General features: G+C 64.1%; 18 protein-coding genes. 9 read left to right on the top strand and 9 right to left on the bottom strand.

Annotation, left to right across the window (positions count from 1 at the left end; all coding sequences use genetic code 11):
- A partial coding sequence (locus AWB80_RS44675) for a hypothetical protein (RefSeq protein WP_208635724.1) occupies positions 1-554 on the top strand: 554 nt, incomplete at its 5' end.
- Positions 555-637: 83 nt separating this feature from the next.
- On the opposite strand, the gene AWB80_RS33735 is transcribed toward AWB80_RS44675, so the two are convergent.
- Complete coding sequence (locus tag AWB80_RS33735; protein WP_061179008.1) at positions 638-2,026, bottom strand: dihydrolipoyl dehydrogenase; 1,389 nt, start codon at positions 2,024-2,026, stop codon at positions 638-640.
- A 229-nt stretch (positions 2,027-2,255) separates the two neighbouring features.
- Here AWB80_RS33735 and phnC point away from each other — a divergent pair, with 229 nt between their 5' ends.
- The 3 genes from phnC to phnE are packed head-to-tail and all read left to right on the top strand — an operon-like array spanning position 2,256 to position 4,900.
- Positions 2,256-3,077 carry a phosphonate ABC transporter ATP-binding protein gene (gene phnC / locus AWB80_RS33730; RefSeq protein WP_061179007.1) on the top strand — a complete coding sequence of 274 codons (822 nt, stop codon included), beginning with the start codon at positions 2,256-2,258 and terminating at the stop codon, positions 3,075-3,077.
- 32 nt (positions 3,078-3,109) lie between these two features.
- Positions 3,110-4,081, top strand: a complete 972-nt coding sequence (phnD, locus tag AWB80_RS33725; RefSeq protein WP_061179006.1) for a phosphonate ABC transporter substrate-binding protein — start codon at positions 3,110-3,112, stop codon at positions 4,079-4,081.
- On the top strand, positions 4,082-4,900 hold the full coding sequence (gene phnE, locus AWB80_RS33720) for a phosphonate ABC transporter, permease protein PhnE (RefSeq protein ID WP_061179005.1): 819 nt from the start codon (positions 4,082-4,084) through the stop codon (positions 4,898-4,900).
- Between the two features lie 6 nt (positions 4,901-4,906).
- Here the strand turns inward: phnE and AWB80_RS33715 are convergent, their stop codons facing one another.
- The 8 genes from AWB80_RS33715 to phnF form a co-directional block, all read right to left on the bottom strand.
- Complete coding sequence (locus AWB80_RS33715; RefSeq protein WP_061179004.1) at positions 4,907-5,872, bottom strand: MurR/RpiR family transcriptional regulator; 966 nt, start codon at positions 5,870-5,872, stop codon at positions 4,907-4,909.
- A complete protein-coding gene (locus AWB80_RS33710) occupies positions 5,829-6,881 on the bottom strand; it encodes a C45 family autoproteolytic acyltransferase/hydrolase (RefSeq protein WP_061179003.1) in 1,053 nt (350 codons plus the stop codon). The genes AWB80_RS33715 and AWB80_RS33710 overlap by 44 nt, the downstream gene beginning before the upstream one ends.
- Before the next feature lie 22 nt (positions 6,882-6,903).
- Positions 6,904-7,653, bottom strand: coding sequence for a glutamine ABC transporter ATP-binding protein GlnQ (gene glnQ, locus AWB80_RS33705; RefSeq protein ID WP_061179002.1), 750 nt, complete (start codon positions 7,651-7,653; stop codon positions 6,904-6,906).
- Complete coding sequence (gene glnP / locus AWB80_RS33700) at positions 7,650-8,306, bottom strand: glutamine ABC transporter permease GlnP (protein WP_061179018.1); 657 nt, start codon at positions 8,304-8,306, stop codon at positions 7,650-7,652. Before glnP ends, glnQ begins: the two co-directional genes overlap by 4 nt.
- Before the next feature lie 24 nt (positions 8,307-8,330).
- Positions 8,331-9,077, bottom strand: coding sequence for a glutamine ABC transporter substrate-binding protein GlnH (glnH, locus tag AWB80_RS33695; protein WP_061179001.1), 747 nt, complete (start codon positions 9,075-9,077; stop codon positions 8,331-8,333).
- 185 nt (positions 9,078-9,262) lie between these two features.
- Positions 9,263-9,823 (bottom strand): phosphonate metabolism protein/1,5-bisphosphokinase (PRPP-forming) PhnN, encoded by a 561-nt coding sequence (phnN, locus tag AWB80_RS33690; RefSeq protein ID WP_061179000.1) that lies wholly within the window; start codon positions 9,821-9,823, stop codon positions 9,263-9,265.
- Positions 9,820-10,515: a DUF1045 domain-containing protein gene (locus AWB80_RS33685; protein WP_061178999.1), complete on the bottom strand. Its 696-nt coding sequence runs from the start codon at positions 10,513-10,515 to the stop codon at positions 9,820-9,822. The genes phnN and AWB80_RS33685 overlap by 4 nt, the downstream gene beginning before the upstream one ends.
- Positions 10,512-11,270, bottom strand: a complete 759-nt coding sequence (gene phnF, locus AWB80_RS33680; RefSeq protein ID WP_061178998.1) for a phosphonate metabolism transcriptional regulator PhnF — start codon at positions 11,268-11,270, stop codon at positions 10,512-10,514. Before phnF ends, AWB80_RS33685 begins: the two co-directional genes overlap by 4 nt.
- A 163-nt stretch (positions 11,271-11,433) precedes the next feature.
- Between phnF and phnG the strand changes: the two genes are divergently transcribed.
- From phnG to phnK, 5 genes are read left to right on the top strand one after another with little or no spacing between them, the layout of a single operon-like run.
- A complete protein-coding gene (gene phnG / locus AWB80_RS33675) occupies positions 11,434-11,916 on the top strand; it encodes a phosphonate C-P lyase system protein PhnG (protein ID WP_061178997.1) in 483 nt (160 codons plus the stop codon).
- Entirely contained in the window at positions 11,913-12,536 is a 624-nt protein-coding gene (gene phnH / locus AWB80_RS33670) for a phosphonate C-P lyase system protein PhnH (RefSeq protein WP_061178996.1), read from the top strand. The genes phnG and phnH overlap by 4 nt, the downstream gene beginning before the upstream one ends.
- Positions 12,536-13,636, top strand: coding sequence for a carbon-phosphorus lyase complex subunit (locus AWB80_RS33665; protein WP_061178995.1), 1,101 nt, complete (start codon positions 12,536-12,538; stop codon positions 13,634-13,636). The genes phnH and AWB80_RS33665 overlap by 1 nt, the downstream gene beginning before the upstream one ends.
- On the top strand, positions 13,633-14,487 hold the full coding sequence (locus AWB80_RS33660; protein ID WP_061178994.1) for an alpha-D-ribose 1-methylphosphonate 5-phosphate C-P-lyase PhnJ: 855 nt from the start codon (positions 13,633-13,635) through the stop codon (positions 14,485-14,487). The genes AWB80_RS33665 and AWB80_RS33660 overlap by 4 nt, the downstream gene beginning before the upstream one ends.
- On the top strand, positions 14,484-15,254 hold the full coding sequence (gene phnK / locus AWB80_RS33655) for a phosphonate C-P lyase system protein PhnK (protein WP_061178993.1): 771 nt from the start codon (positions 14,484-14,486) through the stop codon (positions 15,252-15,254). Before AWB80_RS33660 ends, phnK begins: the two co-directional genes overlap by 4 nt.
- Positions 15,255-15,263 lie beyond the last annotated feature (9 nt).

Here is a 15,263-nt window from a genome sequence, read left to right as displayed (position 1 = left end):
AAATGCCTCCAGAGTGTTACCCATGTCCCGATACACCTGTTACCTATGTCCCCGGTCCATACACTGCTGCAAAGAAAGTAGGCAAAGAAAGCAGCTTTCCCCATCCAAAGCGCTTCATGCCGGCCGCGGCACAGGCGATCGTTTTGGGCACCGCAGTAGCGAGTGCCCTCATAGGCCTAATCGGTCTTGGACCGCGCACGGTCTGTCACATCGCGCCACAGAACAGACTGGTTCAGCACGAGATAGCTCCGGCCCGCTTCGCGGCCGATGGGTACATCGGGTCTGCGCGTGCTTCGGCGTTTCGCTTTTCTCGTCTGTTTCCCTTGCATACCCAACGGCAGCGCGCAGCGCTGTGCCGGAACTCTTTGGTGCTGAACCCGCGCCCTAAAACGAATAGCTTGTCAGAGCGTGCGCGGTCCACGCCCGATGTGGCCTACGAGGGCACTCGCTACTGCTGTGCCCTAGCCATTCGCCTGTGCCGCGGCCGGTATGAAGCGTTCCGGCTGGGCAAGCTGTTTCTTTGGTTACTTTCTTTGCAGCAGCAAAGAAAGTGACTGCCGCCCCGCACAGGGGCAACACTAATAGACCAACACGCTCACGGGATCCAGCGAAAACAAAAACCACACCGAATCAAAAATCACATCAACTTCGAAGCCGCGTCCCGCAATGCCGTCCTCAACCCTTCCTCCACCACGGGATGATAAAACGGCATCCTCAACATCTCATCGACGGTGAGCTTCATCTGCAACCCCCACGCAAGTAGATGCGCAATATGCTCCGCATCCGGCCCGATCCATTCCGCGCCGACAAATCTGCGGCTCCCGCGATGGACATACACATGCATCAACCCGCGATTCCTGAGCATCACGCGGCTGCGCCCCTGATCCTCGAAGCTCACTTCCCCGGTCACAAAAGAATCCGCCGCCAGGTCCACATGACGCGCACCGACCATTGCAATACCCGGATCGGTGAACGCGATCGCGATCGGCGCCCGCCGCTCGACCGGCTCAACGTGCGGATAGCGCGCGGCATTCGTACCCGCCGCGCGACCTTCATCGGCGGCTTCGTGAAGCAAAGGCAGCACGCCGTTCGCATCGCCCGCGATGAACACCGGATGCGTGCCCGCCTGCAGCGTCAGCGCATCATAGACGGGCAAGCCATCGTCATCGAGTTCGAGCGACGTATCGTGCAAGGCAAGTCCGCCGACATTCGGCTTGCGTCCCGCCGCCACCAGCACGTAATCGAACGTGTCTTCGATCAACTTGCCCTCGCTGGAAACATAACGCACGCGCACTTCATCGCCTTCGCGCACAGCGCTCTCCACCTGCGCGCGCGGCTCGAAATGAAACGCTTCGCTGAACACGCGTTGCGCATAAGCCCGCACATCAGGATCGGTCAGCGGCCCGACGCGCCCGCGCGCACCCAGCACCGACACCCGCACGCCCAGCCGCGCCAAGGCCTGCCCGAGTTCAAGCCCGATGACGCCCGCGCCGATCACCGCAACACGCTTCGGCAAGTCGTCCCACGCGAACACGTCGTCGTTGATGACGGCGCGATCTCCTAGCGCGCGATACATCGCCGGCATGACGGGACTCGATCCCGTCGCGATCACGACGCTCTTCGCATGCACTCTGGTGTGATCGCCCACTTGCAGCAGGTTATCGTCGATGAAACGCGCGTAGCCGGTGAGCTTGTCGGCATCGGGCATCGCATCGACGCCCGCCACGACGAAGCCGACGAAGCGATCGCGTTCGCGCTTCACACGCGCCATCACCTCGCGTCCGTCGATGCGCACGGCGCCATCGACATGCACGCCGAAAGCCGCCCCGTGCGCCGCGTGATAAGCGGCATCGGCGGCGGCGATCAACAGCTTCGACGGCATACAGCCGACGCGCGCACACGTCGTCCCATGCGCGCCGCCTTCAATGAGAATCGCCGACGCGCCCGCCGCCTTCGCCGCGCGATACGCGGAAAGCCCCGCGCTGCCCGCGCCGATGATGGCTACATCCGTATGGATCGTGTTCATGATGGTGTCCCGAATGGTTGATGCATCTGCGAACCATCATCGCGCGCGGCGCCGAAAATGCGAATGCTCGTTCGGATCGATTTCCTGCTCGATCGTCTCAACCGTCCACGCGACGAAGTGATGTATTCATCTAGACGTCTCATCCGCGTCACTGTCTCGTCATGTTCGCTTTCTAAAATCTCCCGAACGTTTCAGCGCGCCGTTTCGAGCGCGCCCATCGAGGAAAGCTATGGACGCAATTCGCATCGAGCGTCTCACCAAGACGTTCAGGAACGGCCGCAAGGCGCTCGACTCAGTCGATCTGCGCGTGGAGGAGGGCGAAATGGTCGCGCTCATCGGCGCGTCGGGTTCGGGCAAGTCGACGCTGTTGCGTCACATCGCGGGCTTTACGGCATCCGACCCCGCGCCGTCGCATATCACGCTGCTCGGCCGGCCGATTCAGCAGAACGGCAAGATCGTGCGTGAAGTGCGTTCGATTCGCCGCGACGTCGCCTTCGTGTTTCAGCAGTTCAATCTCGTCGGGCGTCTTTCGGTCCTGACCAATGTGCTGATCGGCGCGCTGTCGCGCGTGTCGTTGTGGCGTCGTCTCGCAGGGCGTTTTCCGCGCGGCGAGCGCTCGCTTGCGATGGACTCGCTCACCGCGATGGGCATCGGCGAACACGCGTTCGAACGCGCGAGCCATCTATCCGGCGGCCAGCAGCAGCGTGCGGCATTGGCCCGCGCGCTCGTGCAGCGCGCGCGCATCGTGCTCGCCGACGAGCCGATCGCATCGCTCGACCCCGAGTCGGCGCGCCGCGTCATGGAGTTGATGCAGACGCTCAACCGCGAGCGCAAGCTGACGGTCGTCGTGTCGCTGCATCAGATCGATGTGGCGATGAAATATTGCCCGCGCGCCGTCGCGCTGCGCGATGGCCGCGTCGTCTTCGATGGCCCTTCCGAACGCCTCACGCCCGCGGTACTGCGCGAGCTATATGGATCGTCGGCGGATGAACTGCTCGCGCGGGACACGCGCATGCAAGCGTCGCCGTCACTCGCATCGGCCGCAGGCTGAATCCCACTCATTCATCAACCCTGGATGGCATCATGAAAACAGCCCGTTTCTTCCTGGCTGGCGCCGCGCTCGCGTCTTGCCTTATGACGCAGAGCGTTCTTGCCGAGACGATCAACTTCGGCATCATCTCGACGGATTCGTCCGCCGCGCTCAAGCAGCGCTGGCAACCGCTCATCGACGATCTGAACAAGCAGACCGGTCTCGACGTGAAGGCGTATTTCGCAACCGACTATGCGGGCATCATCGAAGCGATGCGCTTCAATAAAGTGCAGATCGGCTTCTTCGGCAATGCATCGGCCATCGAAGCAGTGGATCGCTCGAACGGCGAAGTGTTTGCAAAGGTGAAGTACAAGAATGGGGAAGCGGGCTACTACTCGCTGCTCATCACGAACGCGAACAGCAAGTGGAAGTCGCTCGATCAGGTGCTGAAGAACACGAAGGACATCAACCTCGGTTTCGGCGATCCGAATTCGACTTCGGGCACGCTCGTGCCTTCGTATTACCTGTTCGCGAAGAACGGCATCAACGCGAAGCGCGCGTTCAAGAGCGTGCTGCCGTCGAGCCATGAGGCGAACATGCTGGCGGTGGTGAACGACAAGATCGATGTCGCGACCAACAACACCGACATGCTCGACACCATCAAGGCGCAACATCCGGAGCTGTATCCGAAGGTGCGCGTGCTGTGGAAGTCGCCACTGATTCCGTCGGACCCGCTCGTTTGGCGTCGCGATCTGCCGCAGACGACAAAAGACAAGTTGCGCGGCTTCTTCGATCACTACGCGGAGAAAGACCCGCGCGAGCAAGCGGTGATGGCTTCGATCTCGGGCTATTCGGGTTTCGCGGATTCGTCGAATGCGCAGCTCGTGCCGATTCGTCAGATGGCGCTGTTTCAGAAGAAGGAGCAAGTGCAGAACGACGCGCATCTCGACACCGCCGACAAGAACGCGCAGATCGCGGCGCTCGATCAGAAGATCGCCGCGCTCGACGGCACGGCGGCGAAGTAAATGAAGCCGCTCGACATAACCACGTTCGAGGCCGGCATCGCGCGGCCCGCGCAGGCAAGCGCGCCCAAGCGAAGCTGGACGTCGACGCTCGGCTGGATCGTCGTGATCGCCGTGCTCGGGCTTTCGTGGCAGAGCGCGGACATGCGCCCGCTCGACCTGCTCGGCGCATCGGGCAACATGAGCCAGTTCGCGCGCGACTTCTTTCCGCCCGACTTCACCGAATGGCGCACGTATCTGCATGAAATGATCGTGACGCTCGCGGTCGCGGTGTGGGGTACGGCGCTCGCGCTGATCTGCGCGGTGCCGTGCGGGCTGCTGTCGGCGCAGAACATCGCGCCGGTGTGGGTCGCGCAACCGGTGCGTCGCTTGATGGACGCGTGCCGCGCGATCAACGAGATGGTCTTCGCGATGCTGTTCATCGTCGCGGTGGGCCTCGGGCCGTTCGCGGGCGTGCTCGCGCTGTGGGTGCATACGACAGGCGTGCTCGCGAAGCTCTTCGCCGAAGCAGTCGAAGCCGTCGATGCGAGGCCGGCCGAAGGCGTGCGCGCGACGGGCGCGAGCAGTCTCGATGAAATCGTCTATGGCGTGCTGCCGCAAGTGCTGCCGCTGTGGATCTCGTTCGCGCTGTATCGCTTCGAATCGAACGTGCGCTCCGCGATGGTCGTCGGCATGGTTGGCGCGGGCGGCATCGGCGTCGTGCTGTATGAGGCGATCCGCTCGTTCAACTACGCGCAGACGGCGGCGGTGATGCTGATCGTCATCGTGATCGTGTCGCTGATCGATCTCGTGTCGGGCTGGGTGCGCGAGCGCGTGATCTGACGCACGCTATGAACCTTCGATGCCGAGCGCCGTGATCAGGCGCTCGCGTCGTTCCAGCGCCTGCAGCGAACGCTTGCCGAGATGGGCCGCGACGAGATTGAGCAGACCCTCGCAGAACACGAGATACGCGCCCATGCTGTTGCTGAAGAAACTGCTTTCGTGCGGAATGAGAAACGCATGACGCGCGGGAGGCACGAGCGGCGAGGCGAGCGTATCGGTGATGGCGATGACCTCGAGCCCGGCGTCCTTCGCGGCGACGGCGGCATCGGCGACGCTGCGCGTATAGGGCGCGACGCTGGTTACGAGCACGACATCGCCGGGCTGCAACTGCGCGAGTCCTTCCGCGACGCCGAGCCCTTGCGCGTCGAGCAGCGCGACATCCGTGCGGATCATGCCGAGGCCATAACAGACGAAGCTCGCGAGCGCGCTGAACTGGCGCAGGCCGTGCACGCGCACGCGCTTTGCATCGGCGAGCAGGCGCGCGGCGCCGCGCAAATCGGCGGGCGATAACTGCGCGATGAAGCCCTCGACATTGCCGATCGATTCGCGCGCGAGCTTCACGACCATATCGACTTCGGGCGCGGCATCGTGCGCGTGCGTCTTGCTGCTCGCGACGATGCGCTCCGCCTGCTGACTATAGAAATGCCGATGCCGCGCGGCGAGGCTGTCGCGGAATACGCTTTGAAAATCGGCGAATCCCGCATAGCCGAGTCGGGTCGACAGGCGCGTGAGCGTGGACGCATTGACATCGAGCGATGTCGCGAGGTCCGTGATCGTGCGTACCGCCACTTCCTCGGGACGTTCGAGCAGCTTCGCGAGCACGGTGTGCGCCTTGCCGCCGAGCGAGACGTTCGCCTCGTCGCGGCCGATGCGTATCACGAGTTCGCGCAAGCCGTCGACGCTGCGTGGCGGCATCTGCGTGCCTGCTTCAGCAACGCTTGCGCGACGCCCCTTCTGTTTGCCTGTGTCCATTGATCATCCGGTACCGGGCGGGCTGCCCGGGATGTTCGTGAACTTGCCATTCTATGTGAGACGCGCGAATCGCAATGTCGGCGGTGGCGAGGGTGTTTTCGTCGTCGGGATCGTCGGGTTGCGTGCGATGGATCGGCAAAGCCGCGTCTTCGCGATCGCCGAGGATCGCGAGCGGATCGATCGCTTCGTTCGATGCGAGCATCGCGTCGCCGCGTGTTTGCCGATGACGCGACGAATCCGTGATGACTTGCGAGAAGCCGTGCATCGCGGGGTGGATCGCGTGATTCGCATGCAGCGAGGGCGTTTGCACTTCGACCACGGAGCAATCATGCGCGCTGAATTCGACGCTCAACAGCACAGGGTTCGTACACGCTCCGAGCGTAAGATGGAAACCGCCCGCGCGCGGGCTGTCGCGCACGATGGATACGGCTTCATCGAGATTCGCCGCATCCAGAATCGCGCGCGTGAGGACCATGCGCGGCACGCCCGCGACGACCTCGCGCTGACGCAGGTTGTTCACGGTCATCGCCACGCCCGCGTTCGTCACGCCGAAGGTATGTCCCGGCAGCGAGCCAGGATAGACGAATGACGCGAATCCGGGACCGCCTTCGATTTCGCATCGCGCGATCGCGCAATGTCCCGCGAAGCCGGGATAGCCGTCCTCGTTATGACTGATGCGCCGCAGCTCCGCGCCGGGAAGCTGCACGGTGGTGCAGCCATCGGGGGACATCGCCCAGACGTCGCCGCGGCAGTTCCACAGGAAGACGTCTTCGAAGGGCAGGGCGAGGCCGGCAGCCAGACCGTGAAGCTCGTCCCACACGCGCGGGAAGCGCTCGCGCACGAGCGCGGCCATCGCGCGGGACGTGGCGCTGCCGCGCCATTGCATGACCGTTTGCCACGCGTGCGTATTCAGCAAGTGCGCATGAACCGCCTGAGCGCCGAAGCGTCCGAGCGCTTCGCCCACCTCGCGCGGTGAGCCGGAGATTTCGATAAAGCCGAGTGCCGCCATAAATTCAGGTGATTCGAAAAGGTTATTCGACGTGTTGAAGGAAGTCGCGCAAACGCTGGTTAGGCGGATTATCGAGCAATTCGGCGGGCGGGCCATCGACCGTGATATGACCATGCTCCATGAAGATGAGCCGTGTGCCGACCTTGCGCGCGAACGCCATCTCGTGCGTGACGACGACCATCGTCATGCCTTCTTCGGCGAGCGCCTGCATCACGCGCAGCACTTCCTGGCGCAGTTCGGGATCGAGCGCGGAGGTGGGTTCGTCGAAGAGCATGAGTTTGGGCTTCACCGCGAGCGCCCGCGCGATCGCGACACGCTGCTGCTGCCCGCCCGACAGTTCGCTCGCGTAGTGACCGACGCGGCTGCCGAGCCCGACTTTCGTCAGCAGATCGCGCGCGAGCGCTTCGGCATCGGGCTTGCTCATGCCGCGCACCTGGCGCGGCCCGAACGCGACGTTCTCCAGCGCCGTCATCTGCGGAAACAGGTTGAATTGCTGAAATACCATGCCCGCTTCCTGACGAATCTCGCGCACCTTGCGCGCGCCGCCGAGCACGCTGATGCCGTCGACGACGAGATCGCCGCCATCGATCTGCTCCAGCGCGTTGATGCAGCGCAGAAGCGTAGACTTGCCCGAGCCCGAAGGCCCGATCAGCACGACGACTTCGCCCGCGCCGATGTTCAGATCGACTTCGTCGAGCACGACGGTCTTGCCGAAGCGCTTCGTCACGTTCCTGAACTGCACCATGTGACCGTTGTGATTCATTGTGCTCATAAGATGCGCATCCGCTTTTCCATCGTGCGCAGGCCGAAGGTCAGCGCGCCGATCATGCATAGATAGATGACGGCGACCGCGGTCCAGATTTCCACCGCGCGAAAATTCGACGCCATGATTTCCTGACCTTGCCGCGTGAGTTCGCCCACGCCGATCACGATGAAGAGCGACGTGTCCTTCAGGCTCACGATGAACTGGTTGCCGAGCGCGGGCGTCATGCGCCTCAACGCAACCGGACCGACCACGAACGCCAGTACGCGCCAGGCCGGCATGCCGAGTGCGAGCCCCGCTTCCTTGAGGCCGCGCGGCACCGAGAGAAACGCGCCGCGCACGATTTCCGCGATATACGCGCCCGAGTTGATGACGATCGCCACGATCGCCGCCGTCATCGCGTCGACGCGCACGTGCAGCAGCAGCGGCAACGCGAAGTAGATGAACATCACCTGCACGACGATCGGCGTGCCGCGCACGAACTCGATATACATGAACGCGATCTTCTGGCACAGCGCATTGCCGTACGCGCGCATCAGACCGAACAGCAGACCGACGAGCATGCCGCCCGCCAGCCCCGCGAGCGTGATCAGCACCGTGAGGCGCGCGCCGTGCATGAGCGCGGGCACGGCCTCCACGATGACCGACAGATCGAACTGCATCATTGATCTCCAGAGTGTCCGCGATCAGGACTTCGCCGGCTCGACGCCGAACCACTTCTTGTAGATCGCCGCGTAGCGCCCGTCCGCCTTGATTTTCGCAAGCTCGGCGTTGACCTTCGCGACGAGCGGGCTGCCCTTCGGAAACGCGATGCCGTATTGCTGCGCCATCATCTGCGGGCCGACCGCCTTCACGCGCGACTTGCCCGCTGTGTGGATGTAGTAGAGGACGTTCGGCGTGTCGTGCATCGCGGCATCGACGCGGCCGGTCGCGAGTTCGAGATACGCGTTGTCGATGTTCGGGAATGCGCGCAGATCGGTTGCCTTGAAGTTGGCCTTCGCGTAATCGGCGGACGACGTGCCCGTCTTGATTGCGAGCGTCTTGCCCTTCAGGTCGTCCGGGCCCTTGATGCCGCTGTCCACCGGCACCATCAGCGTGAAGCCGCTGTCGTAGTAACCATCGGAGAAGTCGATGACCTTCTTGCGTTCTTCCTTGATCGTGATGCCCGCGAGCGCGACATCGACATTCTTCGTCTGCAGCGCGGGCAGGATGCCGCTGAAGTCCATCGGCTGCAGCTTGTAGTCGAGCTTCAGATCCTTGGCGATTTCCTTCCACAAGTCGATATCGAAGCCGACGTATTCGTTGCCCTGCTTGAATTCGAACGGCACGAACGCGGTATCGCACGCGACGAGCAGCGTCTCGGCGCGCGCCGTGCCGCTGATGAGGGAAAACGCGGCGACGGCGGCCACGGCGAGTTTTGCGGCGAGTTTCATGGGCGATCCCTGTCGTAGTGGTGAAGGTCAACGATTGCAAGCAGATTTGCTTCTTTGACATTAACGCAAATTCATTTGCGAAGTGTCGACGAACGAAAATCTACTTGCAACTCAGGGTTTACGCGGAGTGAGGCAGGATAACCGCGCCGCCGAACGGGGCGCGGTTGGTCAGAGAAAGCGTGGTGTCAGGCGCAGCTTGCCAGCGAGAGCACGTCGAGAAACTGTGTGCCGGCGTCCGCGAGCATGCCGGAATTGTCGATCTTCACGACCCGCGCATGCGGCGGCAATTCGAACGACGGCCGGCGCGCGAGACGCGCTTCGATCTGCCGCGCATCTTCGCGTGCGCGCCGCGCGAGGCGCGAGGCGAGCACCGCAGGCGTTGCATCGATATGCACGAAGCGCGCATCGGGATAGCGCGCGAGCGCGAGTTCCGCGTGCTGCCGCGAGCCGTTCACGACGACCGGCATGCCGCGCGCGAGCCACGCATCGACTTCGATGCCGATGCCATAACGCAGCCCGAGACTCTCCCAATGCATCGCGAAGAGGCCGTACGACAGCCTCGAAGCGAATTCGTCATGCGAGAGCACGATATGGTTCTCGCCGTCCGCGGCCGCGCGGGTGATATAGCGGTGCGCGAACATCACGCGTGTGCCGACGCGTTCGCGGGCGAAGCCCAGCAGCGAGTCCTTGCCCGCGCCCGAAGGCCCCATCACGTAGATCAGCTTGGCGCTGTCGACTCTGGTCATGCCACGACATCCTGTGCATTGTTGAACGGAAGGCGCTGCCACAAGGTGAACGGCGCGCCCGGTTCCGGCTCGATGAAAAGCGCCGCGCCGTGCATCGGCAACGGGCCGAGCGTCTCGATGCGGCGCATCCACTCCGACACGATCGACGCGCGTGCGTTCGCATCGTCGAGAGAATCGGAGAGCGTCATGTGAAAGCGGTATTCGTCGAAGACATACGGATAGCCCCATTCGCGCAGCAATTCGATTTGCCGCGCGCTCATGCCATCGACGATGCGGCGTTCGATGCTTTCGCGCGAGGGCATCGCGCGCACCGCGCGAAGCGCCTGCAGCGCGTCGGCGGCGAGCGTGCGAAGCGTGTCGTCGTCGCCGGCAACGGCTGGGCGCAACGCGACGAAACGGCCCATTTCCGCGGGCTGCACGGGCATCTCGAAGCGCGGCACGGAAGCGGCCCACGCGCGTGCACACGCGAGCACGTCCGCCGGTTCGACGCCCGGCGCCAGGTGAAAAGGCGCGATGAGCGTCGCGTGCCAGCCGTAACGGCGCGGCGCGTGCGTCACGGCGTGCACGGGCGTCGCGGTTTCGCGACCGTTCTCGGGATCGCGCCCGAGCCAGTCGCAGCCTTCGCGCCACCAGGCGGACGTTGCGGGCGGCGCGTAATAGAGCGCCACGCGTGGCTTGTCGGCAACCCTCATAGATCGTGCTCGACCAGCAACTGCACGCGATCCGCCGCGAAATGCGTGATGCCGTACTTGATCGGCACGCCTTTCTCGTCGACATCGACGTTCTCGACCCACAGCACCGGTTGCTGCCGATTGATCTGCAAACGCCGCGCCACGTCCGACGAAGGCAGCACGCTGCCGATACGGCTCCATTTGCGCGTGTAGTCCTTCACGCCGAACCGTTCGAGCGCGGCGCTCATGCCGCCCGCCGCTTCGATGGCCGCGGGCAGATCGTTGAAACGCGCGGCCGGATACCAGTTGCGCGCATAGGTCATCGGGATGCCGTCGGAATCGTGACGCGTCTCGATCTGGTAGACGAGCGTGCCTGCGCGCACGCCTAGCGCCTTCGCGACGGCCGGATCGGCCTTGACGCGCTCCGAGCTCAGCACGACGCCCGCCGACGTATGCTTCTGGCGGCGCAGGTTCTCCGTGAAACGCGTGCGCCGCCCGATCTGATAGTCGATCGCGCCCGGCTGGACGAACGTGCCGCGTCCCTGCTCGACGCTCACGAGGCCCGTCGCCGCGAGCCGCAGCATCGCGCGGCGCACGGTGTGGCGGTTCACGTCGAAGCGCTTCGCAAGCTCCGCCTCGCTCGGCAGGCGTCCTTCGTCGCCGAAGCTCTTCGCGGCGATCTCGGCGGCGAGGATCTGCTCGATCTGCCGCCAGACCGCGACCCCCGCGCCGCGCTCGACAGCATGTCCGGGCGCCGCATTTTCACTGGATGTCATTGCGCTGTCATTCCTGTCGGTTTGAATATCGTTCTCCCGGATTGTAGTGCGCAACTCGTGATGAAAATGTGAAAGCTTCTCCACATCACTAAACGTCTAGACGACTAGATAAGACGACGAGTAGCATAACGACGACCGGATCCTTCCAGACATAGGGAAAGCGATGAGTACTTCAATGGAGCCGCAGGACGCCCCGGCCCGCCGCGCATGGATGGCGGTGCTGGCGCGCACGCCGCGCGACACGCTGAAACAGGCGCTGGACGCGGCGCTCGACGGCGCGAAGGTGCCCGACTACGAGTGGCTGCGCGCGCCGGACATCGGGCTTGCGATGGTGCGCGCGCGCATCGGCGGCACGGGCGATGCGTTCAATCTCGGCGAAACGACCGTCACGCGCGCCACGCTGCGCTTGCGCACCGGCGACGGCAGCGCGCCCGTGGGCGTCGCGGTGCACATGGGCCGCGACAAGGAGCGCGCGACACTCGCCGCGCTCGCCGACGCGCTTCTGCAAATGCCGCGTTTCACGGACACCTTGCAAACGCGACTGATCGCGCCGCTGGCCGCGCGCATCGCCGATGAACGGCGACGCAAAGAGGCCGAAGCGGCGGCGACCAAGGTCGAATTCTTCACGATGGTGAGAGGCGAATGATGCAGATCGACATGACCACGCTCGTGCCCGGCTTCAACGACACGGTGCACGACGCACAGCGCGTATTCCGCGCGCTGCTCGATGCGCTGTCGCGCCCGGGCAGCATCGTCGCGATCGATGCCGCGTTGCCGGACAATCACGCCATGCGCGATGGCCTCGCCGGACGCGTGCCGCTCGCGGCGTTTGCCTCGCTGCTGGCGCTGACGGATTATTCGACGCCGGTGTTCATCGAACGCGAAGACGCGGTGCTCGGCGATGCGCTGCGTTTTCACGCGAGCGCGCCCCTGACGCGCGATCGCCGCGCGGCCGCGTTCGCCTATCTCGACGATGCGCGCACCATGCCTTCGCTCGATGCGTTCTCGCACGGCGATCCAGAAGCCCCCGAGGACGCCGCGACGCTGTTCATCCGCGTGCCGTCGCTGAGCGAAGGCGAGCCGCTCGTGTGGCGCGGTCCCGGCATCGCGGAGTCGCGCACCGTCGGCATCGCGGGGCTTTCGCGCGAGTTCTGGCGCGAGCGCGCGGCGCTCACCGCGCTGTTTCCGTGCGGCATCGATTGCTACTTCGTGGCGGGCGGCGCGCTCGTCGGCCTGCCGCGCACGACGCATGTGGAGGTGAACTGATGTACGTCGCGGTCAAGGGTGGCGAACGCGCCATCGAACGTTCCTGGGATGTGCTCGCGAAGCAGCGTCGTGGTGATCTTGCCGTGCCAGAGTTGTCCGTCGCGCAGATTCGCGAGCAGATGCGTCTTGCCGTTGCGCGCGTGATGACGGAAGGCTCCGTCTACGATGAAGACCTCGCCGCGCTCGCGATCAAGCAGGCGGCGGGCGACCTCGTCGAAGCGATCTTCCTGCTGCGCGCGTATCGCACGACGTTGCCGCGCTTCGGCTACACGCTGCCGGTCGATACGGAAGCGATGTGCGTCGAGCGCCGCATCTCGGCGGCCTTCAAGGACATTCCCGGCGGCCAGATGCTGGGCGGCACGTACGACTACACGCAACGCCTGCTCGATTTCACGCTGCTCGCCGAAGGCGAAGCCGTTAGCGATGCAACGATTGCGCGCAAGGACGTGGAAGCGAGCGCGATGCCGCGCGTGCTTTCGATGCTCGACAAGGAAGGTCTGATCGAGCAGGAGCGCGCGCACGAGAACGCGCCGGAACCGGGCGATCTCTCGCGCGAGCCGCTGTCGTTTCCCGCCGATCGCCCGACGCGCCTGCAAAATCTCGCGCGCGGCGACGAAGGCTTTCTGCTCGCGATCGGCTATGCGACGCAGCGAGGCTACGCTCACAGTCATCCGTTCGCGGGCGAGATTCGTCATGGCGAAGTCGCGGTGGAAATGCATATCGACGAGCTTGGCTTCGCGGTCGAGATCGGCGATATCGACATCACCGAGTGTCAGATGATCAACCAGTTCGCGGGCAGCGGCGACGTGCCGCCTACCTTCACGCAAGGCTATGGTCTCGCGTTCGGCCATTCGGAACGCAAGGCGATGGCGATGGCGCTGGTGGATCGCGCCTTGCGCGCGCAAGAGCTGGGCGAATCCGTGGGCTCGCCCACGCAGGACCCGGAGTTCGTGCTGTATCACAGCGATAACGTGGAAGCGTCGGGATTCGTGCAGCATCTGAAGCTGCCGCATTACGTCGATTTTCAATCCGAGCTGGAATTGCTTCGCCGCTTGCGCGCGGCGCATGGCGCGGATGACAACAAGGAGAATGCGGCATGAACGCACTCACCGAAGGTTATAACTTTGCCTATCTCGACGAGCAGACCAAGCGCATGATCCGCCGTGCGCTGCTCAAGGCGGTGGCGGTGCCGGGCTATCAGGTGCCGTTCGCGTCGCGCGAAATGCCGCTGCCTTACGGTTGGGGCACGGGCGGCTTGCAGGTGACGTCCGCGATCATCGGCGCAAGCGATACGCTCAAGGTCATCGATCAAGGCTCCGACGAGACCACGAACGCGGTGAACATCCGCCGCTTCTTTGCGCGCACGGCGGGCGTCGCGACCACCACGCGCACCGCCGATGCGAGCATCGTGCAGACGCGTCACCGCATTCCGGAGACGCCGCTCACGGAGCAACAGATCATCGTCTATCAGGTGCCGATGCCCGAGCCGCTGTTCCGTCTCGAACCACGCGTGACCGAGTGCCGCAAACTGCACGCGCTCGCGGACTACGGCCTCATCAACGTGAAATACTACGAGGATATCGTGCAGCACGGCAGCATCGCGACGACCTACGATTATCCGGTGCTGGTGAACGACCGCTATCTGACATCGCCCTCGCCGATCCCGAAGTTCGACAATCCGAAGATGCACATGAACGCCGCATTGCAACTCTTCGGCGCGGGCCGCGAACGCCGCATCTACGCGATTCCGCCTTATACGAAGGTGAAGAGTCTGGATTTCGAGGATCATCCCTTCAGCGTGCAGGAGTGGGAACACGCGTGCGCGCTGTGCGGATCGCACGAAAGCTTTCTCGACGAGATGATCGTCGACGATCAGGGCACGCGCATGTTCGTCTGTTCCGACAGCGACTACTGCCACAGCCGTCGCGACGACGCAGAGGTGGCGCAATGAACGCACTGCTCAAAGCAACGCGCTTGACGAAGCGCTATGACGGGCGCGGCGGTTGCGTCGATGTCGATCTCGAAGTCCATCCGGGCGAAGTGCTGTGCATCGTCGGCGAATCGGGTTCGGGCAAGTCGACCTTGCTGAACGCGCTCGCGTTACGCAGCGAGATCGACGGCGGCGCGCTCGCGTACACCACGCGCGAAGGCGAAACGCTCGATCTGCTGACGCTCGCCGAACCGCGCAGGCGTCTCTTGTCACGCACCGAATGGGGCTTCGTGCACCAGAACGCACGCGATGGCCTGCGCCGCAATGTATCGGCGGGCGCGAATATCGGCGAGCCGTTGATGGCGATCGGCGCGCGCCACTATGGCCGCCTGCGCGAGACGGCGGCGGACTGGATGAGCCGCGTCGAACTGGATGCGGCGCGCATCGACGAATTGCCTGCGGCGTTTTCGGGCGGCATGCAACAGCGTTTGCAGATCGCGCGTAATCTGGTGACGGGACCGCGCCTCGTGTTCATGGACGAACCCACCGCCGGCCTCGATGTCTCCGTGCAGGCGCGTCTGCTCGATCTGCTGCGCACACTGACGAGCAAGCTGCATCTCGCGGCCGTGATCGTCACGCACGATATCGGCGTGGCGCGTCTGCTCGCGCATCGGCTGATGGTGATGAAGGACGGGCGTGTCGTCGAGAGCGGCCTGACAGATCAGGTGCTCGACGATCCGCAACATCCCTACACGCAGACGCTCGTTGCGTCGGTGCTGCCCGTTTGAGGTGCGAGA

Source organism: Caballeronia pedi (assembly GCF_001544915.2).
Classification (GTDB): Bacteria; Pseudomonadota; Gammaproteobacteria; order Burkholderiales; family Burkholderiaceae; genus Caballeronia; species Caballeronia pedi.
Note: the sequence above shows the minus strand (reverse complement) of the source record. Positions and strands in the feature narration are given on the sequence as shown.